A 25,023-nucleotide genomic window follows, 5' to 3' on the forward strand; every position below is an offset into this window, starting at 1 on the left:
TCCACATTCCGGGGGCAAGGCCCCGCAAGGACTGCACCACAGGTGTCGCCAGCGTGGGCGTCGATCTGTGTTCCGCCTGCGGCCGGCAGTGGCGCGCCGGCGGACTGTCGATCGAGGAGTTCCTCAACACCACCAGCGGGCGGCCGGTGCGCGGCGAGAGACTCTGCGGCGTCTCGGGATGCCCTCGTCCGGTCTTCAACGGGGCGGGGCTGTGCGCGGCGCACCACTATCACTTCGCTCGGCGCCCCTCATCAACTGTCGAGGATTGGCTGGAGGCTGCCCAGCCGACACCGTTGCCGTCCTTCGGGCCATGCAGGGTTCCTTCCTGCCCCCGCGTCGCGGGCGCCTCGAACCGGCTCTGCCACCCGCACGGCCTGGGGTGGAGCCGGGCCCAGCGGGCCGTTCCGCCGCCAGACCTGGCGGAGTGGGCACGATCGGCGGAACCACCCGCCGACGCCGCCCGGATCGTGGTGTTCAAGGGGCTGCCCGACCAGGTGATCGTGGAGATCCTCATCGGTCTGCAGTGGCGAACCGATGACCACACCAAGACCTCGATGATCGAGCTGCGTGCCCTGGTACGGCACGCCCGTCAGCTGCAGGTGTCCAGCATCTTCGACCTGCTCGGCGAATCGCTGCGGTCGCAGTCCAGGCACCTGGCCGCGCTGATCCGGGCGATGACCCTCGCGGTGCAGAGGGCCCTGACCTCTCCGGAGCGGGAACAACAGCGCGATCGCTGGGATCTGGCGATCTTCGGCAGCACCGGGCAGATCAACTTCACCGTGCTGTCCCAGCCCTGGCTGCGCGAGGCAGCCAAGCACTGGGTGCTGGAGGACCTCCCCCTGCATCGCGGCAGGCAGGCCACCGCGACCTCCAAGCAGACCGTCCGGACCCTCGGCCACCTCTCCTGGAGCCTGCAGCACGGCCGCCCGGATCACGGGTTGGTGCTGGACGATCTCGGCCGCGCCGACATCCTCCGCTTCACCAACCGCCTGGCCCACCTGGAGCGCAGCGGCGAGATCAGCGGCAACAAGCGCAACTCCATCAGCCGCCGGGTACGCCGCTTCCTCGAGGACATCCGCGCCTTCGGCCTCACCAGACCCGGACAGCCGCTGGCCGGGCTGCCGGACGACTTCCGGCTGCGTCCCAGCGACATCCCCAAGGAACCGGACGAGCCTGGGCCCGGCCGCGATCTTCCCATCCCGGTGCAGCGGACCATCCACGCGACTTGGACGAACTCGAGGCACGCTCAGGCCTAGATGTGCGCCGGATCGTCGAAGTGCTGATCGACACGGGCCGCCGGCCCGAGGAGGCATGCCAGCTCCCCTGGGACTGCCTGGACGCCACAGCCGACGACCAGCAGGTGCTGATCTACACCGACAGCAAGAACAACCGGCCGAACCGTCGCCTCCCAATCAGCGCCGAAACCGCCGAGCTGATCCGCGGGCACCGCGAGAACGTCCGCCAGCGCTTCCCCAACACACCCCTGGACCGGCTGGCCTTGTTCCCGCGAGACCAGATGAACCCGTACGGCACCTTCCATGTCGGGGTGCCGCACATGAGCACCTCGCACCGGGCGTTCATCGACTCCATCGCCGACCAGCTCCTCGACGACGCCGGGCAGCCCTACCCGGCCGCAGTAATTGTGCCGTATGCCTACCGGCACAGCTACGCCCAACGTCACGCCGACCACGGCACGCCACCCGATGTGCTGCGCGACCTGATGGGCCACGTTTCGATGCAGACCACGATGGGCTACTACCGGGTGACCGAGAAGCGGGTCCGCCACGCGGTGAACCAGGTCGCCCAGCACCAGTTCGACAGCCAGGGCCGGCGAGTCTTCGCCGACGTCGCCGGACTCGTCGCCGAAGAACACGCCAGGCTCCGCGTCGGCCAGGTCGCGGTGCCGTTCGGGGTCTGCACCGAGCCGTCGAACGTCAAGGCCGGCGGCCACGCCTGCCCCTACAAGTACAGCTGCATCGGCTGCGGCCACTTCCGCAGCGACGCCTCCTACCTGCCCGAGTTGAAGTCCTATCTCCAGCAGCTGCTCGCGGACCGCGAACGGATCCTCGCCGCGACCGACGTGCAGGAGTGGGCACGGGCCAAGGCAGCGCCCGGCGAGGAGGAGATCGCCCAGCTGCGCGGGCTGATCCGACTCGTCGAGGACGACCTCGACCAGCTCAGCGCCGCGGACCAGCAGCGAATCCGCGAAGCGATCGACGTGATCCGCAGCGCCCGCCAGACGGTCTCGCTGGGCATGCCCGGCATCGCGCTCCATCAGGACCGTCCATGACACCCGAAGCCGACCCCAGCCCGTTGACCGCCGCCCGACGACGCGACGTCGATCTCCGCCGCGCCCGCGTGGCCCAGGCGCTCGAAGCGATGCAAGCAGACGGCAGCGAGATCACCATCTCCTCGGTCGCCGCTCGAGCCAGAGTGCACCGCTCCTTCATCCACCGCCACCTCGACCTGCGCGCGAACGTCTACTCTGCTGCCGACCAACAGCCCTCGGCGGAAGCCAGCGCCGCCACGGCTACACGCCACAGTCTCGAGGCCGACAACCTGAACCTCCGGGCCACCCTCCGCCGCCAGACGCAGCACATCGCCGATCTGGAGGCGCGGCTGTCGGAGGTCCTTGGCGAGCAGGCCTACACCCGAACCGGATTGGGAGCACCCCGCAACCACGCCGTCCTCGAGGAGCAGAACCATGCGCTGCAGAACGAGATCCAAGAACTGCGGGCGAAGCTTCAAGACCGCGATGAAGAGCTGGGTGCCGCCCGAGAGGCGCACCGCCAACTCATGGGCCAAGTCAACAGAAGAGGCCAGCGATAGTTGACTCTGGCCGATGGGCACCATGAAGGCCCAGCTCTTGCCGGCGAGCAGTGACATTTAGCCGATCCAAACACCCGGCACGCCGATCGATCCTGCGGTTCGCGCCCACACGCTCTGCCGAAGCGGGTTCATCAGATGGGCCGGCGGGCAGCCTAGGCATGACGATGCCGACGAGGAGGTCTTGTGTGCGCTTGCGCCTCCCTGCACCCAGGCATGCCAGGGCGGCGGAGATTGGACGGCGCTCAGAGGCGTCGGGCGTTGTCCGTGGTCGAAGACGGGTGCACCTTGTCGTCGGTCGTGTGCGACCGCCTCTGCGTATCGGCCCAGGCCGCGAGCAGGGTGAGACCGTCAGCGCTGGGCGTACCGGGACTTGCGGTGTAGGTGGTGATGGAGACGTGCGGGTCGCCCGGCAGCGCGAAGTCGTTATACGCGAGATCCATCCGTCCGACCACCGGATGGTTGATGACCTTGCGTCCGCGCGAGTGGCGGTGCACTTTGTGCTTGGCCCAGCGGGCGTTGAAATCGGCGCTGCGTGCGGAGAGCTCGCCGATGAGCCCGGTCACCTTCTGATCCAGCGGGTCGCGCCCGGCGGCCGCGCGGAGCACCGCGACTAGGAGGTCCTTCGCCTGGTCGATGTCCGTGTAGAAATCCTCTGCACGCGGGTCGAGAAACACGTACCTGGCGAAGTTCGGCGGCTGCCTGGCCATGTCGAACAGGTCGGCGTAGAGGGCGCGGCCCAGATCGTTGGCCGCGAGGAGGTCGAGGCGGTCGTTCTGCACGATTGCGGGCACGCTCATGGAATCGAGGACCTGCTGCACCGACGCGGTGATCGGCGAGGCACGGGTGGGGCGCTTGCGGGGCGAGCCGGGTGCGACGCTCCGCGCAAGGTCATACAGGTGGGCTCGCTCGTCGTCGTCGAGCTGCAGCGCCCGGGCGATCGCGTCCAGGACGCTCTCGGACGCCCCGCCGAGGTTGCCACGTTCCAAGCGGGTGTAGTACTCGACGCTGAGGCCGGCGAGCATGGCCACTTCCTCGCGCCGCAGTCCCTGGACCCGGCGGTTGCCTCCGACGTACGGCAGCCCGGCCCGCTCGGGGGTGATCCCCGCCCTGCGGCTCATGAGGAAGTCCCTGATCTCCTGCTGAAAGTCCACGCCTCCAAGGGTAGGAGGCCTATTCCGGCGGTGGGGGTCCCTGTCAGGGTCTGGCAGGGGTCTGCGGGGCGAGGGACTGTGGACAGGCACCCAAGAATCTGTGTGAAGGAAATACCTGTGCGTGGAGCTGTCATTTATGCCCCCGGCGATGTCCGGGTCGAGGAACGCGAGAACCCCACCATTGTCGCGCCGACGGATGCGATCATCCGCATCTCGGCGACCTGCGTGTGCGGGTCGGACCTGTGGGACTACCGCGGGGTGAACGATGTGGCACAGCCGACGCCTATGGGGCACGAGTACGTCGGCGTGGTCACCGAGATCGGCGACGAGGTGAAGAGCACCAAGGTCGGCGACTTCGTCGTCGGATCGTTCTTCGCCTCGGACAACACCTGCGAGATCTGCCAGGCCGGCTACCAGTCGCGCTGCGCCCACGTCGAGTTCGTCGGCGCCGGCGGGGCGCAGTCGGAGTACCTGCGGGTGCCGCTGGCCGACGGCACCCTCGTCGCCACCCCGGGAATGCCGGACGAGGACCTGATCCCTTCGCTGCTGGCCGCCTCCGATGTACTCGGAACGGGCTGGTTCGGCGCCGTGGCCGCGGAGGCCGGGCCTGGCAAGACCGTGGCCGTGGTCGGCGACGGGGCCGTCGGCCTGCTCGCCGTCCTGGCCGCGAAGCAGCTGGGCGCGGAGCGGATCATCATCTTCTCCCGCCACCCGGACCGGCAGAAGCTCGCCCGCGAGTTCGGCGCGACGCACATCATTGAGGAGCGCGGGGACGAGGGCGTGGCCAGGATCAAGGAGCTCACCGGCGGGTACGGCGCCCACAGCGTGATCGAGGCGGTGGGCACCCAGGAATCGATGATGCAGGCCATCCGCTCCACCCGCGCCGGCGGCCACGTGGGGTTCGTGGGCGTAGCCCACGGAGTGGAGCTTCCCGGCGAGGAGCTGTTCTTCGCCGAGGTGCACCTGCTCGGCGGCCCCGCCCCCGTGCGCAACTTCCTGCCCGAGCTGGTCCAGCTCATCTGGGACCGCAAGATCGACCCGGGCAAGGTCTTCGACCTCACACTCCCACTCGAGAAGGCCGCCGAGGGCTACCGGGCAATGGACGAGCGCCTCGCCATCAAGGCACTCCTTAAGCCCTGACCCCCAAACCGCCGCAGCCCGCGGTCATTCCACTCCGCACCACTACCCCGAGGACACCCATGGCCGCGTGGCCGACTGACACCATCGAGAAGATCGCCGCGACCGACGACCTCCGCATCGCCCCGTACCACCCGGACGGCAAGACGACGGGCACGCCCACGTGGATCTGGTCGGTCGTCGTCGACGGGCGCCTGTTCGTCCGTGCCTGGAACGGCGTCCACAGCCGCTGGTACCGCTCCGCGGCCGCTCAGCGATCCGGCCGGATCGCCGCCGCCGGCGGCGACTACGAGGTCGAGTTCACCCCGATCGCCGACGCCGGACTCGGCCGGTTGATCGACGAGGCCTACCGGCGGAAGTACGCCGGCAGCCGATACCTGCCGCCCATGGTCGCCGCCGGCCCGAAGGCCGCGACCGTCGAGATCACCCCGCGCGACGCGCGCTGACACCACCCGAACCTGAAGGAAAGCAGCCTATGAAGATCGCTGTACTCGGAACCGGCAAGGTCGGCCGAGTCCTCGCCGCCCGCCTGGCCGGCCTCGGCCACGACGTCGTGATCGGCACCCGCGACCCGGGAAGGACGATGGGCCGGACGGAACCCGACGACACGGGCGCACTGCCCTATGCGCAGTGGCAGGCTGAGCACCCCGACGTGCGCCTGCTGGCCTTCCCCGACGCCGGAGCGCACGCCGAGGTCGTCGTCAACGCCACCCGCGGGGCCGTCTCCCTGGACGCGCTGAACGCGGTCGGTGCGGACAACCTAGGGGGCAAGGTCGTGCTCGACCTCGCCCTGCCCTTGGATTTCTCCGACGGCATGCCGCCGACGCTGACAGTGGCGAACACCGACAGCCTCGGCGAGCAGGTCCAGTGCGCCTTCCCCAACGCCAGGGTCGTCAAGTCACTCACCTCGGTATTCTGCGAGGTCATGGTCGACCCGGGCAGGATCCCCGGCGAGCACAGCATCTTCCTCGCAGGGAACGACGACGTGGCCAAGAAGACCGTTCAGGGCATCCTCGACCAGTTCGGCTGGCCGGCCGAATCGATCCTCGACCTGGGCGACATCACCGGAGCTCGCGCTGTGGAGATGTACTCGCGCCTGTTCTTCACCCTGGCCGAGATGTTCGGCTCCTTCGAGCTGAACATCAACGTCATCCCCGGGTCCCACTGACGAAATCCCATGGACCCCAACGCCGTCCTGCCGAGGTCGGCCAGACGCGACTGGCCGACCTCCGCCCGAACACGCCACCCGGCCAATTCACCGTCGATATCTTGCCCTCAACTGACCCCCTCAACTGGCCCAGACCCGGGTCGAACACTCCCGATTGGAGCACCATGAACCCCACCTACGACTTCCACGGCCAGGTCGCCTTCGTCACCGGCGCCTCCTCCGGCATGGGACTTGCCACCGCGCGCGCCTTCGCCCAAGCCGGTGCCGCAGTCGCCCTCGCCGACGTCGACGAAGCCACCCTCACAGCCGCCGTCGAGCACCTCAATCATCAAGGCCACAGAGTCATCGGCACCGTCTGCGACGTCAGCGACGAGGACCAGGTCGCCGCCGCCGTCGACCGCGCCGTGGAGACCTTCGGCCGCCTGGACATGGCCTTCAACAACGCCGGCATCCAAGCCCCTCCCTCCGACGCTGCCGAGGAGACCGCCGAGAACTTCGACCGGGTCAGCGCGGTGAACCTGCGAGGCATCTGGGCCGCCCAGAAGCACGAGCTGCGGCAGATGCGCGCGCAGGGCTCCGGGGCCATCGTCAACAACTCCTCGCTGGGTGGCCTCGTCGGGCTGCCCGAGCGCGCGGCCTACCACGCCTCGAAGCACGGCGTGATCGGGCTAACCAAGAGCGCTGCCGTCGAATACGCCCCCCGAGGCATCCGCATCAACGCCATATGCCCCGGCGTCGTGGAGACACCCATGGTCACCGACATGCTCGAGGGCCAGGCCGAGGCAATGGCCGGCATCCTGCAGCAGCAGCCGATCGGCCGCCTCGGCACAGCCGAAGAGATCGCCCAGAGCGTCCTGTGGCTGTGCAGCCCAGGCGCCAGCTTCGTCCTCGGTGTCGCCCTCCCCGTCGACGGCGGCTTCACGGCCTGGTAGCCCCTGCCTGTCGGCCGCGAAAGACAAAGGACTCACTGATGCAGTGCTCCGTCCTAGGATCGACCGACGTCAAGGTGTCCTGGCCCAGTCTGAACGCTGCCGCGTTTGGAGTCGCCCCCACGACGCAGGAGGCATTGATCTCGAGGCAGCAGGAGGACAGGTAACCGATGACAAGTGAGCGACACTTGTCGCGCACTAGGAACTGCACTCTCACTAGGCCAAACGTCAGAACGGTGCCTCTGACACCAACAGAACGCGGAGTGAGGTCGGCCCCGTTCCGGGAGAAGATCCTCGCGCGCCCGTCTTCGACCGTCAGACCCGCGCGGACGCCATCCCATTTGGGCTCGAACTGCATGGCCGGTCCATGCGGAATTGTCGGGGCGGCCTTGGCCTAGGCGAGGTCGAAGGCCCCGCCCAAGGCCTCAACCCTCCCGGCCGGCATCGCCGCATTCATCCGTGAGCGGCGGCTCAGAGTCCTCTCCCCTGTCCCGCTCGCGCTCCTCGTAGGAGCGCATCAGGCGAACGGCGAACCAGGGGTCGTGTCCGGCCTGGGTGCCGTTGAAGTCGTCCCGGATGCGCATGCTCAGATACTCGAGATCGCTGGTCATCTCAGCCTCCACCATCAGTGTGGATGCATCGTGCCCTTGGCCACAGTGTCCGAGGGTCGCGGGACAATCTTCCCCGTGCTCCCGATCTTCAGCCCCTAATCGCGCGTCGTCCGTGTCGAATCGTCTCACTGAGCCATCTGGAGGAATGTCCTCTGATCCGCTCCGTGAGTCGGGTTCGCCCCCGTCTGTGGGACGAGTACACGTGGCTTGGGAATCCGGCCATGCGCGCGAGATCGAGTACTTGGTACTCGTGTGCTGCGGCCCCCGTTGTCTTGTACTGGGACGATCGGGGTCCGTCCTGTTTGGGGCTATGCAGGGATGCTCCTGAATGGGGAGAGAAGGAGTAGGCATGAGCATGAGCAGCACAGCAAGGAACCTTGCTGCCCTGATGGCCACTGTGGCGATGGCGGCCACCCTGGCAGCCTGCGCGGACGGCCAGCAGCTGGCGGCGGGGTCGACACCGACGTCCACCAGCTCCAACGCGCCGTTCTCCACGACGTCCACCTACGTCCCGGGGACAACGTACTCGCCGCCGCCCCCCAAGCCCACGCCCACCCCGACGCCGTCCAAGAGCCCTCAGAAGAAGGTGGGGGACACGATCACGTACGAGAACGGGCTCCAGTTCACCGTCGAGCGCACCGGTGAGATCCTTGGTGGCCAGTATGCCGCGCCGGTGGAGGCGATTGGCCGCCCGGTCCAGCTGTTCAAGGTCACGGTCGTGAACAACACGGCGATCCAGTTCGATCCCTCGCTGTTCCGCATCACGGCGGTCTATGGCCCCGAGTCGACTGAGGCGAAGGACGTGTTCGACTTCGACCAGAACCTCTCCGGGCTGAACATGAAGGGCCTGCTGCTGCCAGGCAAGACCCAGTCCGCGACCTTCGGGCTCGCGCTGTCGGCCGCCGACCTGCCCTCCATGGTCATGACGGTGCGCCCGGACTACTCCTACCAGGCGATCATCCTCACCGTGTCGTGACTGGCTGGCAGGTTTCACCCCTTGGCCGACGGCACAGCGCCGGAGACGGCCGCGCTGCCGTAGCGATAGGTCGGTCTCAGGGGGCGCATTGCAGGCTTGGCTCCGGCCCGGGGGGAGCTTCAGGTGCCAACCGCCGGCTCCGATGCTGGCCCTAGACTCTGCGCCATGAACGGGGAGACAGAAGCTCCGGGCAGCGCCACCGTGCCGGTGAGCGTCCGGGTCCTCATAGGCTCGTGCGCCGCGCTCACAGTGGGCCTCAGCGCAGTGGCCTTGGCGAAAGTAGGCTGGAACCCCTTTGCCTCGCGACGGCCGGAGCAAGCGACACAGATGTCTTCCTGTTCCACGTGCTCCCATTCATCGCCCTCGCAGCCGGCGTCGGAGCTCGGTCAGGGCCCTGCTGGGTCTGGACGCGCTGGCCGAGCGGAACCCAGAGACGGGCGTGCCCACGTTCTCGCTGCGCCGCGCCGCACGCGAACTCCCCGCATTCCCCCTCTTCGCAGTGTCCTTCCTTAGGGCGACATGGGGATGGGCTGGCGCGACATTAGCCCCCGGCACTCAGGGCCAGCCGGGGTCGGTCGTGGCCGCAGTCTCGGGAGCAACGGCCTTCCTCGGCGCTGTCATCGAAGGTGGCTGGATGGCATGCATAGCACTCGGCATGAAGCGACGAACCTGAGGTTCGGCACCACGGATTCCTGTCAGGAGATCGCCTCTTCCCGAGAGGTCAGAGTCGCGGACTGGTCCTGAACCAAGCCGTCATGCCGGTCCTGAATGGGGCGGACACGGACAAGGGAGCCCCTCCGCGGTGCTGCTGGCCTACCTGCGACTCCGGACCAGTTTTTGCAGGCGTTCGCGGTGGCGTTCACTGCGCGCGGCGACCGCCAATGGCCCATGACCTCACGGCTTCTGTCCATCGTCCAGTCTGCTCACCGGCAGCCGGTGCGGCAGAAGGCGAATCTACCGTCGGGGCACTCGCTCGGCCTCGGGGACGGTAGCGTCCAGCTCGCGGAGCCGGCTGAGCCCGAGCCGCGCCTGACCGTTCGACTGCACCTGCCCTGCCGCGTGGAGGACCCGGGCAAGCGAGCCGTTGTAGATAACCTCGTGTGGCACGTCGGATCGCCGAGACAGGCGAAGGACGATCAGGGCAGCGGCGCCGTCCCGCGACGTGGAGCGCAGTCCCACGCCGGAGCTGCCATAGGTGGCCTTGATCTCCACCGTCCGCCCGTCTTCGGCAAGGGCGTCGTGACCTGGACTAGATGCGCGAACAAGCCGCAACGCGAACTCGGCCTCTGCTGCCGCCTCGCCGATAGAGCCCACAAGGTGACCGTCTAGGGGGAAACGCCTGCCCGGGTGGAGCGCCTCTAGCTCATTGACGATCTGGTGGAGTTGATCGACCAGCGCCGCCGTCCGGGCAGTGCGGGCCTCATACGCCGCGTCCTCAGGTTCGGTGGTCACTGACTATCAGCCTCCCCCAGGGGGAGGGAACGAGCGCCCCCTCCTGTCGACATTCTCCCCATGGAATCTTCTATGGGGATTCTGAGGGTAGTCCTGCTGGTCGGTGGGCGGGAAGCGCGTCCGAAAGTCCCTCCGTTTTCGAGGAAGAAGAGACGAAACTATCCAACGTCATCCAGGAGCTCCGCGAAATCTGCTCGATACTCATGGGCGTTGCCACCCCGGACCATCATCGGGACGACACGGCGCGCCGCTAGCAGCACCCGCCCAGACGTGGTCAGCCTGTCCAAGGCGATAGCGCGCCGGGCGTTCATTCCCGACCACGACTGGGGCGCGGGTCTTGACGTCATGTTGCGGTGATGCTCGCCGACTGCGGGGAGGCGATCGCAGACGTCGACGTGCTATGCCACCAGTCCCCGGTGCTCGGGCCGGGCGCATCGCCGGCGACGGCGTGGCGGGCGATGGGCGAGGTGACAGCCGCGAGGCTGAAGAAGGCCCGGTCTGCCCGGGGCCATTCAGAGGGCCCAGCCCACGACCTAGACGTTTGAAAGGCGGATGCTGTGGCCCCTCCCCCGCCGAGCCATCGGACCACAGCGGTCGGCACGAAATCGCCGCATACCAGTCGCATGACCCCTGCGGGTGACAACGGCGCTTGACAATCTATCGGGACGCCGGCCGCGGGCCCATGAGCGGGCAGGGCTGGTTGCTGAGGCTTAAAGACAGAACCCCCAGCTGGAACTGGGAGCTGGGTCCGGCCTCGAAGGGGACGCCCGGTTGCTGGGAGCTCAACTCTCCTGCACCCAGGAGATTCCCGGACACCCAGCCGCTAGCGATTTGATAGCACTATCGAATCAGTAGCAAATCGCTAGCTGAACGCCTATGGGAGGGAGAAGGCGCGGACGACCTCCGGCGCCTACGGGATCCCCCTTTGGATAGCAAGACGCTAGTGACTTGATAGCACTGTCAAATCACTAGCGCATCAATAGCTTGACCCTCCGGAAGGAGGAGTTGCAGACAAGCTAGCACTTCAGTAGCTGTTCGATATCGAGATCTGATCGACACTGATTCGATAGCTGAACCCCCACCCCCCCGGTGAAGCCTCCCCCGTTGCGCGAGGTGGATACCGTGCGAACAGCGATCGAACGCTGAAGATACGACTTTCAAAGTGATATCAAACTAGTAGCGTGTCGCTACCGAGCTGCTAGCGATCTGCAACTAGGTTGGCATCATGATCATCGTTGTCGGAAGCGAAAAGGGCGGCGTCGGCAAGTCGACAGTCGTCACCAACGTCGCGGTAGAACTTGCCAGGCGCGGCCGTCGCGTCGGCGTCGTTGACGGAGACCGCCAACGGTCGACCGCGAGATGGGGCGTCGATCGCGAAGAGGCCGGCCACGAGCCGAGGATCTTCGTAGTCGAGAAGCTGGGCAGCCTCCAGCAGACACTCCGCGAGCTGGACGAGAGCTACGACTTCGTGCTCGTCGACGTCGCGGGCAAGGATAGCAAGGAGATGCGCACGGCAATGACGGCCGCACACCAGCTCCTCGTCCTGACACAGTCGAGCCAGTTCGACCTGGACACGCTCGAGACCGTTGACCGGTTGATCGACGCCGCCCGCGACTTCAACCCGGACCTGCGCGTGCGCGGCGCGCTGACACGCGTGTCGACCAACGCGTTCGAGTCGGAGAGCGCCGATGCCCGCGAATACCTTTCGGACTACCCGAACATCGAGCCGCTCAGGACCGTCCTGTACGAGCGCAAGGCATACCGCGACGTCGTGGGGGAGGGGCTCGGAGTCGTGGAATGGAAGAACCCCAAGGCGGCCCGCGAGATCCGTGGCCTGGTCGAGGAGCTGATCGGCTGATGGCACTGAAGAAGCGCACATCCAGGGAACGCGAAGCGGCCATCGAGGCCTTCGGAAACGGCGCCGAGCGGCTGCTCCTGGCACAAGCTGTCGCAGACGAGAAAGCGCGCCCTGTGCGGCCGAGCGTGACGCCCCAGATGACGGACGCTCGGGACAAGCTGACGGCCAGAACAATGCTCTTGCGATTTGACGACGACATGGATCTCGCCGATCTCCTCGCCGAAGTCGCCCAGCTCGAAGGCCGCAAGAAGCACCCCATGGCACTCCGTGCACTCAGAATCGGCCTCGAGCAGGTGAAGGACACCTATGAGTGAGTGATATCTGTTTGATATCAACTCGCTAGCACTCATGTGGCAAGTTTGGCCTCAGCGTTGATGCCCAACGAAGCATTCGGCCGCACTGAACAGAAGGAAACTCCGATTTCTTTCTTCGGCATCCCGGCGGGGCCGCCTCGCCCGTTCGCAGACTGGGTGGCGTGAGGCCCGCTGCGGCGGCGGGCCGGAGAGGGCAACATGGGCAACATCCCGATCAAAGCACGCGGCTCCGAGACCCGGATCGAGTGGAAGGACGGCAAGAAGATCGTCTATACCGACAACGGCACCCGGGTCGACATCTACCAGAACGGCGCGGGACGGCCCGACGGGGAAGGCCACGACCATTTGTTCGCAACGTTCAACAAGAAGGGCGAGGCCACCAACACCGGCGGTTACGTCAGCTGACGCGCGGGTGGGGTGCTGGCGGTGGCCGCGCAGACGTGCGGCCACCGCCATAGTTTGTCTCCACGATTCGGACTCCAGCACCATCCGGGTCTCGCGCCCGCAATACTGATCCTCATCACGAGGATTGGGGGCGGCGATGACATCAGGCCAGACAGCGCCGGGGGCCACGGGGCGGGGCACGCGGGACGGGAACAAGGAACGCCAGATCCCGGCGGACAACCCGTGGAGGCAACGGTTCCGGGAGCTCGCAGGCACAAGCAAGCACGTGACCATTGCGAAGACCATGTCGCCGGATCCGGCGCTCAACAAGTCGCTCGCCACCACCGTCGCGCGATGGAGACACCCGAGCAGGACGTGCCCCGAGCCGAACCTCACGAGTATCCTGCGCGTCGCCGCAGCCTTCGACTACACGGTCATTGAGCAGCTGTACGACCTCGGATACATCACAGGCGAGGATCTGGCCTTGGTCGATTCGCCTCTGCTGACGCCCAACTGGCTGCTCTTCGAGAGGCTGGAGCGCGTGATCGTGGAATCGCACCACGGAACCACGCACATCACCGACCTCATCGCGGCCGTCCAGCGCAGCAGTCTGGAGACGGGAGACCTCGCACGGTGGAGGGCAAAGGTGTTCGAGGTCAAGTCCGGCATGAAGTACGAGCACATCGGGTTCCATGCCGTCGAGTTCGAGGCATGGCTCGGGCCGAATCCGCCGGAGACCGCGGAAGAGCGCCTGAAGCTGCGGCACGCGATGGCCGAAGCTGTTCTGAAGGATCTGGTCCCGTCTCCGGCACGGCGGTACCGACTCATGGGCGGGAGGACCATCGAGGAGATGGGCCTGGAGGCCTACGTGGCCAAGCTCGAGCGCACCGAGCTGATCGAGCGGTTCGGCCATGTCAGGTCCATCGGGCATCTCATCAGCTACGGCGACGGGGGGACACTCGCCGGGCCGCTGCTTGGCCTCGACGACCCCGGTATGCGCCACGTCTACGTCGAACCAGTGTCGGCGGGGGCGGCGGGGGACCGCGTCGTGAAGGGGTTTGCGCCGGCCCGGGAGGCCTTCGGCGGCTCGGACCGAGTCCTCCTCGTCGCTCCTGCGGCAGCGTCCGCTGCATCACTTGGGCACCTGGTCGGGCGCGCCCTCGGATGGCCGGTGACGACGCTGCGCGAGTCCGCCGGGCTCTCGGGCGGGAATACTGTGCTGATCAGGAACCAGCAGGGGAATGAGCTCGTACTGGCACGTGCCGCGCGTGCCTTCCGTACATCGTCAGTCCGTGCGCGGGAGATCCTCGTGGTGACCCAGATGAAGCACCTCAAGGGCGTGGAAGGGCGCAGGCTGCTGCTCGACCCGCGGCTGTTCGTGGTCATGCTCCGGCCGGGCTTCACGACCCTGACCCTGCATGCCTGGGCCGATCGCCAGAAGAAGGGGCAGGGCATCAGCAAGGCCAACTCTGCGGAGGCCATGGACGAGGACCTCGACACCATCGAGGCGACCATCCTTAGCCGGGAGACCGGTGGGTTCCGCGTGTTCGACATCCAGGAGGACCTCGAATGGTGGCCAGCCCCGGTGCCTGACCTGACCACCGGGGCGGGCGTGGTGCCGGAAAGGGCCGACTATTTCGAACACCCGGGCATCGGCGACATCCGCGTTGAGGCGGCCTACCAGCTCGCCACCTTCCTAGCCAGCGGAAAGATGCCGTACGAGAATCCCGCCCGCATCCGCTTCCTCGACGGCCCGGTCGCCCGGTACCGCGAGGACCTGCGGGCAAGCAGATCGGGGCCGCTGCGAGTGAAGGCCCAGCCGACAAGGGCCGCCCGGGAGTAGATCCGGATTTCCTTTTTCCGGACGTGCCAGTCTGCGCCACATTGTGGCACACGCTGGTCTCATCCCGGACGGAAAGGGGACGCGATGGAGGAATGGGAGCGCAGGGCGAGGCTCAGGATCGATGAGGCGGCTGAGGTCCGTCGCTTCGTCGAAGCCAAGGCCCGCGAGGCAGAAGCCGGGGCACGGGAAGTGGAAGCTCGGGCCGCGCTTCAGAGGGCAGACACCGCACGCCTCACCGAGGAGAACCGGATCAACCAGATCAACCGTGCCAACAGCCAGATGGACGGGTACCTGATGGCAGTCGCCCAAAACCGGGTGCAGCAAGAAGAATCGATCACCGCGCACGTGCGTGAAATCCTGGAGAGGACGCAACAATGAACGAGCTGGTGCCGCGCACGAGCAGTGCGCCGATGACAGTCAACAGCGGGGGCTTCCTCCCATGGAGCGAGAATGGGCGCCTGGCCCGGAAGGTCTCGGGGCTCCAAGTCGGGCACGCGATGGATCTCATCGAAACCCGGCAGGAGCACGCGCTCGAGTCGCTTCGGCAGAACCAGAAAGCGGAGCTGGACAGGCAGGCCGTCGTGAATGCCCAGACCATCGCCGAGACCGCACTTGACGGGGGAGCGTACCTCTTGCGCAAGTCGGACACCCTGGTCGAGCAGGCAAAGTACGAGGAAACGGCCCGCGAGATCGTCGGGCTCAGGCGGTCTGTGATGGCCGCCGTGGACGAAGTCGCGGTCAGAGCAATCAGGAACCAGAAGCCCTAGCAGGCTGACCGCCTGGGAAGGCCAAGCCCTTCCCGGGCGGTCCCGACCGAGGGAGCATCATGGACACCGGGCGCGGAGAACGACTGACCCGCGGCAAGGTTCTGGCCGCCCGCTCCGTCAGCGAGATCCAGACCCTCGTGGCGCAGGCCGAGGCGGCGATGGACGCGCTGGTCAGGGACGACCAGCTCCGGCACGGGCAGGCCGCCTACGAGGACGTGCTGCCACAGGCCATCCTCTCCGCGGCCTCCGACAGGACGGCACGCATCCTCAAGGCCGCCGACGCGATCACCAGAAAAGGACTGAACCCACGATGAAGCCGAACCACGCCAGCACAGTCCTCGGTCCGCAGGCGAGGCGCCGCGGCGAATGGCCGCAATCCCGCCGCCCCGGAGCCCAGGAAGCCGGTGCCGCGCCCGGCGCGGTCGTCGGGGCATGGCGGAGCAGCGACCCACACGTGGCCGAGTACATGGAAAGGCTCCGGAAGGAGTGGATCAGGGCCGAAGGCGACGAAGTGGCCGAACAGCTCGACGCAGCCTTCGGCACGTTCCGGCCTGTGGGCTGGTCCCGGCCGTCCAACCTCGGGCAGGTGATCGACGAGCTGACCCGGACAGGCAGGGCGGCCCGCCGGCTCGAGTACGACGTTGTCGACACCGCCGCCGCGATCGACGCCATCCAGTCCACCCACCCCGCGGTGATGCGCCTCGACCATCCGGCAAAGCAGGCCGTCGTCGACAGGGCTGAGAGCAGCCTGGCCGGCTGCGCGGCGTTCGCCGCCCTATACGCCGGCCGTTCCAACGACCCCGTCACGGCATGGAGCATCGACCGGTACGGGCGTCCGGACGCGACGACGCTCGACGTGGCCTGGTCCATCCTGACCTCTGCGGCACCTGAAGCTACCGACGGCGAGATGGTGGGCAGCGACGGTGTTGCGACGTTCTTCAGAGCCCGGCTCGGCGGCCTCAGCGGGTGGCAGGTCGTCGTGCGCCCAATCCAGGCGGCCGTGCACATCAACCCCAGTGCGCGCACCATCGTGGTCCGTGAGGACGTCGCGGTCACTGGCGCCGAACTCGAACGGCTCGTGGTCCACGAGATCGGCGCGCACATCGTGCGGTCCGAGAACGCCCGGCGCTCCACCTCCACGCTCGCGCACCTGAGCCTGGGAAGGGCCGCCGTCGCCACCGAGGAGGGCCTGGCGGCGTGGTGGGAGGACCAGTACGGGGCGTCCAGCCCCCAGGTGATGCACCGGTACGCGGCGCGCGCTATCGCCGTGGACGTCGCGCTCTCGGGCGGGGCCTCCGACGTGATGGACACGCTCACCCCATTCATCGGCTCTGGCGAGGCCGCCGTCGTTACGATGAGGGTGAAAAGGGGCATGGCCGACCCGGAGGCGCCGGGCGCCTTCACGAAGGACCACTCCTACCTGTCAGGGCTCCTCGCAGTGAAGGCGTTCCTCGCGGCCGACCCGCCTGCGCTGCCGGTCTTGATGGCCACGAAGTGGGGCCTGGACATGGCCGGCACGGCGGAGGAGCTCATCGGCGCGGGGCTGCTCGAGCCCGGCCGAATGCCGTGGGAGGTGGCCGATGGGGGGTTCGATCGCCCGGCTCACTGACGGCAGCGGACGGCCCCTCCTGAACGGTGAGGTCGATGTACTCGCGAGCCTTGCGATCGGCACCAGGTGCATGGAGCTCATCGCGATGGCCGAGACGGCCGAGGAGCGGGAGCGGCTCCGGTCCATCGCAGAGGACGCCCTGTCCCGGATCGCCGGCGGGGGAAGCCGACGGTGAGCGAGCGCATCGCAGTCGAGGCGATCACCGCACTGAACGTCGCCGCCGACCGCCGACTGGCCAGGAAGATCAAGCTGCTGCTGACAGCGGTCTGGATACTGGCGCTCAGCCTCGCCGCGGCTCTCATCACCCTCGGGTTCGTCATCATCCCAGCGCACTGGCAGCAGGTCCCCTTGGCGATGGACGTGCACATCGGCGCAGCCAACGTATCCATCAAGGAACACCAGCAGGTGGTCTACGCCCAGGTCGACGCGTCAGGTATCAGCGATAAGCAGACACTGACCTACTACTTCCTATACCCATCGTCGGGAACGCACGTCACCGGAGCCACGGTGACGATCGGGTCCGACTCGTTCACCGCCGAGGAGGCAGACGGTGCGGGGGCTCTCGTGTCGGAGGCCAGACCGATCATCGGCTTCCATGACAAATGCACCCTCGCCCCCGGTGCCAAGTGCGCCGATTTCGCCCGAGCACCATACACCGGCGCCGCCAAGATCGCTGTAGGCGTACCGGAAGGAACCGGTGTCAAGATATTGGCAAGCGCGGACATCCCCGCGAAGCAGGAGTACTTCGACAGCCTCGTCGCCGTGGTCGCCGGGTCGTGACCCCTTGCTGGGACGGTTCGTCCACAGGGGCCGCGACCTCTTCATCGCCATCGACTCGTCAACGCCGGTGACAGCAATGTGAAGCACATCCCAGCTACTAATACCTTGCAGGAGACTACGGTCCTCGTCGGCCTACGCCGCGGCGTGCCAGAGGGCTGTGGGTATGGCTGCGTCGTCTGGGGGGAGCCAGTGCTCGGCGGCCTCGGGGTCGTAGAGGTCGTTCTCGGCGATCTGCTCGTCGGGGCTGTGGCGGTCAAGCCATGCGTGCCATTTGGCGCGCTGGCTGCGGTGGAGTGTGAGCTGTGCGGCGACGTCCTCGTCGGCGCCGAGGCGGCGGGCGAGCTGGGCGAGGCTGGTGGCGGCGGTGATGTGCCACAGGCCCGCGTCGTCGCGGTGGATCATCCGGTAGGCGGCCATCTCGGCGAGGGCCTTCTCGGCGGTCGTGCGGCTGATGCGGGCGGCTCGGGCGACGTCGGCTGTAGTGGGGGAGAGGCGAGAGCGTTCGACGGCCTCGTAGGCGAGGGCGGCGGCGGGCCCGAGCGAACGGAAGACGGGGCGCACGGCGTGGATCTTGCCCTTGCGCCAGGTGAGCTCGCGGGCCAGCTGGGCATGCTTTTCGGGGAGCTCGACGAGGTAGACGTCGGCGTTGCGGTGGCGGGCGTCGGCGATCTTGGTGACCATCCCGTCGGAGAGCTCAGCGAGGCGGCGCAGGAGCCTTGCGACGGTGCCGTGATGCTGGCCGAGCGCGAGGGCGAAAGTGCGGCAGCCGACGTCGAGCACGTTCGTCTCCATCGTCCTCATGTAGGCCAGCACGCCCCGGGCCAGGAACCGGAGCCCGACCCCTTCCCGGCCGAGCTTCTGGAACCTTGCATCGAGCACCGAGTACAGGATGTTCTCCAGATCGTTCACGAGCTGATGAACCGAGGCCGCCGAGACCTTCTCTGCCCCCCCGGTGGGTTCTGTGGGGCTTGTGTCGCTTTTGCGGGTACTTCTCTTCCCTGCGCTTGTGGCGGTGTATTCGATCGCCTTGTCCCATTCGCGCTCGAGGAGCCGGGTCAGCTGTGCGGGGGACTGGTAGAGGGAGGCAAGGCCGGCGAACTGGCCTCCCAGCTCGCCTTGGACCTGTGGAAGGGTCCATCCGCAGGCGGCGAGGTGGGTCAGGACGCCCATGCGGGCCTCGGAGGCGGTGGGGTAGCGGGCCGTGTCGTAGAGGCCGGTCTCGGCGATCGCGCGCAGCGGGGACCGCCAGCCTGGCGCAGGGGGAGCCGTCGCGTCCGGCCGCGCGCTATGGCACAGCGCCGGCGGGGGCGCGGTTGCGAGCTTCGCGCGCCGGGCGGCTTCCTCGCGGTTGCGGGCCAGTTCGGGGGCCAGGGCTCTCCGCATCGCGTCGACGGCCGCGGCGGGGTTGCGGTGTCGAAGGATCTCGTACGCGGCGCTCAGCGGGGTCACGAGCTCCTGGTGCCCGCCGCGCTTGTGCACGGCCCCGGGGGGTCGGATGCACCCGGTGGTCGGGTTGTGGTGCGGGCTCGCGTCCAGGCTGGGCGCGGTGCGGGCGATCGCGTCGATGAGCTCGGCGGCCTCGGGTCCGGGCATACGCGCTGCGAGCGGGACGTACATGTGGCGGCCCCCGGACGGGGAGATGTCCTCAACCCACCGGAGCCCGCAGGAGGCCAGCAGGGCCCCGATCCGCGCCGCGTCGACGTCGACGACGGCGCTGTCGGCCTTCGAGGTGTCCAAGTCTAAGCACAGCGTCGCCACCGACCCCGCAGCATCGTGGATCAGCACTGCAGCAGGCGACGTCGGGACCGCGGCCGTGAGCTCGCGAGGCGCCCCCGGATAGCCGAACCTGCCCCCGGACCAGCGGCCCGCCCGAAACTCCGGCCGACCAGCGATCAACGGAGCCAAAGCCCACGCATCGCGATGTTGTGCCTGGCGGACCTCCCTACACGAGGTATCTGATGACGCCGTCTCAGACGGAGACACGCCGGGGAATGCATCGGCAGAAATTGTTGCTGGGGAACCGGCACCGGCTACCATAAGAGGGCATGCTCCTTCCAGGAGATACGAAAATGGCTCCTTCCTCGGAAGGAGTAATGAGGGATCCGCCCGTGAGGGAGGGTTTCTGGACCACCACCCGAGGTCCCGCCAAGAACGATGGGTGGTGGAGGACTTTGAGAAGGCCCGCGAAAGCGGGCCTTCAGTCGTTTACGAGGCCGTGCGCATCAGCAGCTCCTCCTGGCCGTAGACAGCACGTAGCCGCTCGAGGTCGATGGTCTCGAGCCACTCGTGAAGGAGCCGTGCAACGATGTCCGACTTGGCTTCGGATGTAAGGGCTACGACTGCGTCGAGCTTGTCGGAGTCCTTCCGAGGGATCTTGGACGTTACGGTCTGGCGATCGCCCTTGTGCGGCTGTGCCATTGGGATCCTCCTCGCGTGAGTGCTTGCCCCTAGACAACCGCAATCCGGTTGGATTAAGTGGGACGCAGCCTCGCCGGCGTGTCGCGCTACTCGCCGTTGAGGTAGCGCCCCAAGTTCGCGAACTCTTCGGCGAGGCGTTCCTTGTTGAGCCGGTAGAGGAGTCGCAGTCCGCTCCGGGGGCCTTCTTCGCCGTCGGTGACGACGATGCCGAGGGATTCGAGTTCGGTGAGGTGGCGGAAGGCGGTCATGCTCCCGAGCTTGAGGTCCCGGGCGATCTGCCCGCTCGTGCATCCTTCGCCGGTGTCTTGTGCGAGGTAACGGAGGATTGCGGCCCGTGCCTGGTTGATGCCGAAAGCCCTCATCGCCGCCTCCTGGGCTGGCGTTGCGGGTGGTTGGGCGTAGCGGGGCACCCGTACATCTTGCCTGATGTCATCACGGCGTGGACATTACCATATCGTTTAATGGTGGGGTACAGTTTGGGTGATGTCGCTCCCGGCGTAATTTGACAAGCGTTTGACATAACAGTCGGGCAAGATATGCCCCGACGGGAGTCCCGGGCGGGAGCGTCATGTTCGGAAGGCTGGGGACTCTACATACTCGACGGCATACCGGGCATCACGTTTGTTCTGTCGGTGGTGTGTCTGGGATGGTCGTCACGAAGGTGCGCGGGGGGCGCAGCTGCCCGCGCCTCGCATTGGGAGGAATGGGCATGTCAGAGCAGGGTCGGTTCGAGGGCGCGAGGCGCTCGGACCTCTACATCGAGCGGGAGGCGTCCGGTCCTCCGTCGACGGCGGAGTTGCCTCATCATGAGGGGACGGTGCGTGAGCTCCACCCGGCCGCGATCGTGGAGCCGGATCCGGCGCCGGTCGCGCCGCCGTCGCGCAGGCAGCGGGCGGCGGCCCCGGTCCTGGCCGAGCCTGCGCCTGTCGCGCTGGTGTCGGACGAGCCGGCGAGGGAGGGCTTCCGGGCGTTCCTGAACAGCCTGGGCTTCAGGCTCGCCCCGGGTCCGGCAGAGCTTGAGAGGCGGCGGGCCTCGGCCGAGGCAGAGACGCAGCTCGAGCGGTGCCGGGCGCTGATCCGGCAGGCGTCCTGGACGCGCGCGGTGCGCGTGCTTGTGGCGAACAAGAAGGGCACCGCCGGGAAGACCCCGACGTGCATCACGCTCGGCGGCACTCTCGCGGCGATCCGCGGGGGCTCGGTCGCGATCACCGAGTTCTCCGACGACCGGGGCCAGCTGGCGTGGCGGTCGGAGGGCGAGCCGATGCTCGGCATTGGCGAGCTCGCGCGGAACATCGATTCGGTGACGACGCAGGCGCAGCTGCGCGGGTACGCGGTCACCCAGACGTCTTTCGCATCGGTGATCGGCTCGACGGCCAAGTGGCGGGAGCCCTTGACCCGCGAAGACGTGCTCAAGGTCTCCAGCGTGGTCGGGGAGCATTTCACGATCCAGGTCATGGACACGGGCAACCAGTATTCCTCGGGGCCGTTCTCGGCCGCAGTCGAGCTGGCCGACGTGTTGGTCATCCCGACGATGAATGCCTGGGATTCGGTCTCGGACGCGATCGAGCTGCTGAACTTCCTCGAGGACCAGGGAGGGGCCGCGGCCCAGCTCGCAGCCGAAGCCGTGGTCGTGCGCCTGAACGACTCGCGTCCCGAGCACCACGACATGAAGGAGTCGATCCTCGCCGCCGGAGTCCCGGAGTCCCGCTTCTTCGATGTTCCGTTCGATCCGCATATCGCCGAGCGCGCGGCGATCACGCTCGGGAAGCTGGCGCCGGCGACGCAGGACGCGCTCACCACCGTGGCGGCGAAGGTCATCGAGCAGATCAACCGGCGCGTGGCAGCACTCGAGGCAGCGCGGTGAGCGTTTACGTCGCGCCGCCCCGCCGAAGCAACACGGCGTGGCCCGGAGGCCACCCCTCGGCTGCGGCCGACCGGGAGGCCCTGAGCGCCACGGTCGCCGGCTGGTTCCAGGAGACGACGGAAGGGGAGAAATGATGTTCGAGAGTGTTGCCGCACATGCGGCCGTTGCGGTCCACGTGGGGGCCGAGGCTGTTGCGGGCCGCGCCCCGGCAGCGATCCAGAACCCGTTCGACGGCCTGGTGCCGAACTTCAGCGTGTTCGGCGTCGCGTTCGACGCGTGGTGGAAGAAGCTCTTCGCCGGCCTGTGGGCCATCGCGATCATCATAGCCGCGGTGTACCTGGTGATCGGGCTGACCTCGATGGCCAAGGCCGACGGCAACAACCCGCGGGCGCATGAGGAGGGCCGGAAGAAGGCCCAGGGCGCCGGCATCGGGCTGGCCTGCCTCGCGGGCCTCGGCGTGATCATCGGCGCGATCCTGGCCGTGGCCGGCTGACGCGGGAAGGCGAGCCGATGGCTGAGACGGAGGAATGGCAGGAGGGTGCGGCGGACGAGGGCCATGTCCGCCGCACCCCTGCTGAGTTGAAGGCCTCGGCCCGCTGGTGCGCCGGTTCCGGGGAAGGGGACACGGCATGAAGGAGAAAGCCGCCGCTGAGTCCGTCGAGCAGAAAGAGGAGCGTATGAGCACGATCTTGCCCGGACCCCCGCGGGAGCCCGAACCGCCCCGGAGGAGGCGGCTGCTGTGGGCTGGTGTCGTGCTGCTGTTGTGCGTGGCAGTCGTCGCGGCCATCGCGGGGGCCGCTGCCCTGTTCGGGCCGCAGCGCCCGACAGCGCAGCCCACGTCCACGCAGCCGGTGGGGCAGGCCGAGGTCGGGGGTGTGAACGGGTGCCTTGCGGGCACTGACGTGACGACCGCGGCCATGCTCACGGCGCAGCGCACTGCGCCGCACACCCAGCAGGGAGCCACCGCCTTCGCCGCGGTGATCTTCGCCTGGATGACGCAGATACCGCGCATCCCCGCCGCCGAGGGGACAGAGGCGATGAAGACGCTCCAGTCCTCCAACGCTGCGTCGGACCTTCTCGACCAGCCCCGGCAGCTGGCATCCGCGACCTTCCCAGCCGGCCTTAAGACTGGCAGGACTTCGTTCGTGAACGGGAAGTACCTGATCGCTTCGGCGACGGCGGACGAGGTGCGGGTCAGCGTGGGCGGCTCGGCCGTCTACAACGGCCAGCGCGCCGACAGCGACACCGCCGCAATGACCTTCGACCTGGTGTGGGAGGGCGGCATGTGGAAGCTCAAGAACAACGACCAGGCACAAGACGTAACCATGACATTCAAGTCCGGAACGCCGTTCGCCGGGGGGTGCTAGCCAATGATCCAGCTCATTGTCCGTGCCGATGACGGGAACCCGATCGGGGACTTCCTCGGATCTGCGTGGGACAACGCGCAGAAAGCCGCCAAGGGTGTTGGTGATGTGCTGACTGCTCCCGGAACGATCGGGGGTGTTGCGAAGTCGGCGGCCGAGGGCGCGGCGAAGGCCGCGGACACGGCCCAGAATGTGTACAACTTCGGCTCGGACCCGTTGGGGGCGATCTTCCGTGCGACCCGGGATGGCGCGGTCGGGCTGGCGAAGGACATCCTGCCGGCGCTGGTGAAGGCCACCGAGCCTGATCTGAGTCAGGACTGGTTCCTGAAGGCGTACGCGGTCAGCTTCGCGGCCGCGATCATCTTGTGGGGGTTCATCCAGATCGCGAACATGGTCGCGGTCTCGCGCGGGCATGTGGCGGGCGAGGAGTTCCTCGAGGCGCTCACGACGCGCACGGGCCTGTTCTTCGGCGGGGCCGCTTTCGGCCCGCTAATCGGGATCACGCTCGTGAAGGTCTTCGGGTCTTTGTCCGAGAGCCTGATCGCATGGGGCATCGGCACTTCGGCCCAGACGATGCTGGACACGCTGGTGAAGCTGATGCAGACGGACCCCGGGGCGGTCCCGGGCGGAGTCATCGTGGGCATCCTGCTGATGGCGGCGATGATCGTCGGGCTGGTGATCGTGCTGCTGATGCTCGTGGTGATGCTGGTGACCCTGTACTTCTCGGGGGTCCTGATCCCGATGGGCATCGCGTGGTTCACCTATATCGCGGACCGGTCGGGCCGGTTCGTTCAGCTGGCCAAGCGCCTCCCGGCCGTGTGGATCGGGATTCTGGCCTCGCATCCGCTGCTGTTCTTCATGCTCGGCGTCGCGTACACGATGGTCGCGGAGTCGGCGGCATGGATGAAGTGGCAGGGGGGAATGCAGACGCTGGTCCAGCTCCTGGTCTCGTTCTGCGCGATGGCCCTTGCCGGGCTCGCGCCCTTCGCGGTCTTCTCGTTCGCCCCGGTCCTGCCCAACAGCGCGGGCCAGCAGGGCGCCTCGGTGAACGCCCCGGGCAGGAAGGAGCATGGGCCGGGAGACCTGAAGGACGTCAAGAACCTCAACCGCGGCCGTCAGGGCGACCAGTCGGACTCCTCCACGTCCGGGGAGGAGCCGTCGCAGACGTCGTCCTCGCCGGGCGGGCCGATGGAGCAGCAGACGGACGGCTCGCTCATGCGCAAGCTCAAGGACCTCCGCAGCGCCCAGCCCTCCGGCCCCGCGGGCAAGGGCCAAGGTGCGGGCGGGGGGCCAGCCAGTGCGGCCGAGGGCGCCGGAGGCGCCGCCGAGGGCGCTGCCGGGGGCGTCGAGGGGGCTGCTGCCGGTGCGGAGGCCGCAGGCGCGGCGGAGAGCTCGACGGGTGTAGGCGCCGCGATCGGCGTCCCGACGATGATCGCCGGGGCCGGTCTGGCGGCGGCGGCGAAGGCCGCGCAGTTCAGCGTCGAGACCGCGAAGTTCGCCGCGCGCATGAGCGAGTCCGGCGGGAAGCACGCGGCCAACGCGATGGACGACGAGGGCTAGGCAGCAGGA

At 67.7% G+C, this 25,023-nt stretch carries 30 protein-coding genes; 23 read left to right on the top strand and 7 right to left on the bottom strand.

Annotated features, from left to right (window positions below):
• Positions 1-53: 53 nt before the first annotated feature.
• Genes SPF06_RS19595 through SPF06_RS19605 form a run of 3 tightly spaced genes read left to right on the top strand, consistent with a single transcriptional unit; the run spans position 54 to position 2,829 of the window.
• On the top strand, positions 54-1,256 hold the full coding sequence (locus SPF06_RS19595; RefSeq protein WP_323280839.1) for a hypothetical protein: 1,203 nt from the start codon (positions 54-56) through the stop codon (positions 1,254-1,256).
• The gene (locus tag SPF06_RS19600) at positions 1,226-2,290 is read left to right on the top strand and encodes a tyrosine-type recombinase/integrase (protein ID WP_323280840.1); all 1,065 of its coding nucleotides are present in this window, start codon (positions 1,226-1,228) and stop codon (positions 2,288-2,290) included. The genes SPF06_RS19595 and SPF06_RS19600 overlap by 31 nt, the downstream gene beginning before the upstream one ends.
• Positions 2,287-2,829: a DUF6262 family protein gene (locus SPF06_RS19605; protein WP_323280841.1), complete on the top strand. Its 543-nt coding sequence runs from the start codon at positions 2,287-2,289 to the stop codon at positions 2,827-2,829. Before SPF06_RS19600 ends, SPF06_RS19605 begins: the two co-directional genes overlap by 4 nt.
• Positions 2,830-3,071: 242 nt before the next feature.
• On the opposite strand, the gene SPF06_RS19610 is transcribed toward SPF06_RS19605, so the two are convergent.
• Complete coding sequence (locus SPF06_RS19610) at positions 3,072-3,980, bottom strand: helix-turn-helix transcriptional regulator (RefSeq protein ID WP_323280842.1); 909 nt, start codon at positions 3,978-3,980, stop codon at positions 3,072-3,074.
• A 117-nt stretch (positions 3,981-4,097) separates the two neighbouring features.
• On the opposite strand from SPF06_RS19610, the gene SPF06_RS19615 reads away from it, so the two are divergent.
• The 4 genes from SPF06_RS19615 to SPF06_RS19630 all read left to right on the top strand — a co-directional run bounded on the left by SPF06_RS19615 (position 4,098) and on the right by SPF06_RS19630 (position 7,217).
• On the top strand, positions 4,098-5,120 hold the full coding sequence (locus SPF06_RS19615) for a zinc-dependent alcohol dehydrogenase family protein (RefSeq protein ID WP_323280843.1): 1,023 nt from the start codon (positions 4,098-4,100) through the stop codon (positions 5,118-5,120).
• Positions 5,121-5,179: 59 nt separating this feature from the next.
• Complete coding sequence (locus SPF06_RS19620; protein ID WP_323280844.1) at positions 5,180-5,563, top strand: DUF2255 family protein; 384 nt, start codon at positions 5,180-5,182, stop codon at positions 5,561-5,563.
• A gap of 29 nt (positions 5,564-5,592) precedes the next feature.
• Positions 5,593-6,285 (top strand): NADPH-dependent F420 reductase, encoded by a 693-nt coding sequence (locus SPF06_RS19625; RefSeq protein ID WP_323280845.1) that lies wholly within the window; start codon positions 5,593-5,595, stop codon positions 6,283-6,285.
• A gap of 164 nt (positions 6,286-6,449) precedes the next feature.
• Positions 6,450-7,217, top strand: a complete 768-nt coding sequence (locus SPF06_RS19630; protein ID WP_323280846.1) for a glucose 1-dehydrogenase — start codon at positions 6,450-6,452, stop codon at positions 7,215-7,217.
• On the opposite strand, the gene SPF06_RS19635 is transcribed toward SPF06_RS19630, so the two are convergent.
• Both SPF06_RS19635 and SPF06_RS19640 read right to left on the bottom strand, forming a co-directional pair.
• A complete protein-coding gene (locus SPF06_RS19635) occupies positions 7,204-7,572 on the bottom strand; it encodes a hypothetical protein (protein WP_323280847.1) in 369 nt (122 codons plus the stop codon). The genes SPF06_RS19630 and SPF06_RS19635 overlap by 14 nt on opposite strands.
• Before the next feature lie 67 nt (positions 7,573-7,639).
• Positions 7,640-7,825, bottom strand: a complete 186-nt coding sequence (locus SPF06_RS19640) for a hypothetical protein (RefSeq protein ID WP_323280848.1) — start codon at positions 7,823-7,825, stop codon at positions 7,640-7,642.
• A 349-nt stretch (positions 7,826-8,174) separates the two neighbouring features.
• Between SPF06_RS19640 and SPF06_RS19645 the strand changes: the two genes are divergently transcribed.
• On the top strand, positions 8,175-8,801 hold the full coding sequence (locus SPF06_RS19645; RefSeq protein ID WP_323280849.1) for a hypothetical protein: 627 nt from the start codon (positions 8,175-8,177) through the stop codon (positions 8,799-8,801).
• Between the two features lie 954 nt (positions 8,802-9,755).
• Here the strand turns inward: SPF06_RS19645 and SPF06_RS19650 are convergent.
• Positions 9,756-10,253: a DUF6998 domain-containing protein gene (locus SPF06_RS19650; protein ID WP_323280850.1), complete on the bottom strand. Its 498-nt coding sequence runs from the start codon at positions 10,251-10,253 to the stop codon at positions 9,756-9,758.
• 1,225 nt (positions 10,254-11,478) lie between these two features.
• Here SPF06_RS19650 and SPF06_RS19655 point away from each other — a divergent pair.
• The 10 genes from SPF06_RS19655 (at position 11,479) to SPF06_RS19700 (ending at position 17,808) form a co-directional block, all read left to right on the top strand.
• Entirely contained in the window at positions 11,479-12,111 is a 633-nt protein-coding gene (locus SPF06_RS19655; RefSeq protein WP_323280851.1) for a division plane positioning ATPase MipZ, read from the top strand.
• Positions 12,111-12,425, top strand: coding sequence for a hypothetical protein (locus SPF06_RS19660; protein ID WP_323280852.1), 315 nt, complete (start codon positions 12,111-12,113; stop codon positions 12,423-12,425). Before SPF06_RS19655 ends, SPF06_RS19660 begins: the two co-directional genes overlap by 1 nt.
• Positions 12,426-12,623: 198 nt before the next feature.
• Positions 12,624-12,830 carry a hypothetical protein gene (locus tag SPF06_RS19665; RefSeq protein WP_323280853.1) on the top strand — a complete coding sequence of 69 codons (207 nt, stop codon included), beginning with the start codon at positions 12,624-12,626 and terminating at the stop codon, positions 12,828-12,830.
• Positions 12,831-12,966: 136 nt separating this feature from the next.
• On the top strand, positions 12,967-14,652 hold the full coding sequence (locus SPF06_RS19670; RefSeq protein WP_323280854.1) for a hypothetical protein: 1,686 nt from the start codon (positions 12,967-12,969) through the stop codon (positions 14,650-14,652).
• Positions 14,653-14,736: 84 nt separating this feature from the next.
• On the top strand, positions 14,737-15,030 hold the full coding sequence (locus tag SPF06_RS19675) for a hypothetical protein (protein ID WP_323280855.1): 294 nt from the start codon (positions 14,737-14,739) through the stop codon (positions 15,028-15,030).
• Positions 15,027-15,419, top strand: coding sequence for a hypothetical protein (locus SPF06_RS19680; RefSeq protein WP_323280856.1), 393 nt, complete (start codon positions 15,027-15,029; stop codon positions 15,417-15,419). Before SPF06_RS19675 ends, SPF06_RS19680 begins: the two co-directional genes overlap by 4 nt.
• 59 nt (positions 15,420-15,478) lie before the next feature.
• The gene (locus tag SPF06_RS19685; RefSeq protein ID WP_323280857.1) at positions 15,479-15,733 is read left to right on the top strand and encodes a hypothetical protein; all 255 of its coding nucleotides are present in this window, start codon (positions 15,479-15,481) and stop codon (positions 15,731-15,733) included.
• Positions 15,730-17,028, top strand: a complete 1,299-nt coding sequence (locus SPF06_RS19690; protein WP_323280858.1) for a tyrosine/phenylalanine carboxypeptidase domain-containing protein — start codon at positions 15,730-15,732, stop codon at positions 17,026-17,028. Before SPF06_RS19685 ends, SPF06_RS19690 begins: the two co-directional genes overlap by 4 nt.
• Complete coding sequence (locus SPF06_RS19695; RefSeq protein WP_323280859.1) at positions 17,000-17,203, top strand: hypothetical protein; 204 nt, start codon at positions 17,000-17,002, stop codon at positions 17,201-17,203. Before SPF06_RS19690 ends, SPF06_RS19695 begins: the two co-directional genes overlap by 29 nt.
• Entirely contained in the window at positions 17,200-17,808 is a 609-nt protein-coding gene (locus tag SPF06_RS19700; protein ID WP_323280860.1) for a hypothetical protein, read from the top strand. Before SPF06_RS19695 ends, SPF06_RS19700 begins: the two co-directional genes overlap by 4 nt.
• A gap of 132 nt (positions 17,809-17,940) precedes the next feature.
• On the opposite strand, the gene SPF06_RS19705 is transcribed toward SPF06_RS19700, so the two are convergent.
• From SPF06_RS19705 to SPF06_RS19715, 3 genes are all read right to left on the bottom strand, one after another.
• Positions 17,941-19,545 (bottom strand): hypothetical protein, encoded by a 1,605-nt coding sequence (locus SPF06_RS19705; RefSeq protein WP_323280861.1) that lies wholly within the window; start codon positions 19,543-19,545, stop codon positions 17,941-17,943.
• 468 nt (positions 19,546-20,013) lie between these two features.
• The gene (locus SPF06_RS19710; protein ID WP_323280862.1) at positions 20,014-20,226 is read right to left on the bottom strand and encodes a hypothetical protein; all 213 of its coding nucleotides are present in this window, start codon (positions 20,224-20,226) and stop codon (positions 20,014-20,016) included.
• Between the two features lie 86 nt (positions 20,227-20,312).
• A complete protein-coding gene (locus SPF06_RS19715) occupies positions 20,313-20,588 on the bottom strand; it encodes a helix-turn-helix domain-containing protein (RefSeq protein WP_323280863.1) in 276 nt (91 codons plus the stop codon).
• Between the two features lie 347 nt (positions 20,589-20,935).
• Here SPF06_RS19715 and SPF06_RS19720 point away from each other — a divergent pair, with 347 nt between their 5' ends.
• From SPF06_RS19720 to SPF06_RS19740, 5 genes are all read left to right on the top strand, one after another.
• Positions 20,936-22,090 (top strand): hypothetical protein, encoded by a 1,155-nt coding sequence (locus SPF06_RS19720; protein WP_323280864.1) that lies wholly within the window; start codon positions 20,936-20,938, stop codon positions 22,088-22,090.
• Positions 22,087-22,224, top strand: coding sequence for a hypothetical protein (locus SPF06_RS19725; RefSeq protein WP_323280865.1), 138 nt, complete (start codon positions 22,087-22,089; stop codon positions 22,222-22,224). Before SPF06_RS19720 ends, SPF06_RS19725 begins: the two co-directional genes overlap by 4 nt.
• Positions 22,221-22,583 carry a hypothetical protein gene (locus tag SPF06_RS19730; protein WP_323280866.1) on the top strand — a complete coding sequence of 121 codons (363 nt, stop codon included), beginning with the start codon at positions 22,221-22,223 and terminating at the stop codon, positions 22,581-22,583. The genes SPF06_RS19725 and SPF06_RS19730 overlap by 4 nt, the downstream gene beginning before the upstream one ends.
• Positions 22,584-22,719: 136 nt before the next feature.
• Positions 22,720-23,457: a hypothetical protein gene (locus SPF06_RS19735; protein ID WP_323280867.1), complete on the top strand. Its 738-nt coding sequence runs from the start codon at positions 22,720-22,722 to the stop codon at positions 23,455-23,457.
• A gap of 3 nt (positions 23,458-23,460) precedes the next feature.
• A complete protein-coding gene (locus SPF06_RS19740) occupies positions 23,461-25,014 on the top strand; it encodes a hypothetical protein (protein WP_323280868.1) in 1,554 nt (517 codons plus the stop codon).
• The last annotated feature ends 9 nt before the right edge of the window (positions 25,015-25,023 follow it).

This window comes from Sinomonas terricola (assembly GCF_034931225.1).
Lineage (GTDB): Bacteria > Actinomycetota > Actinomycetes > Actinomycetales > Micrococcaceae > Sinomonas > Sinomonas terricola.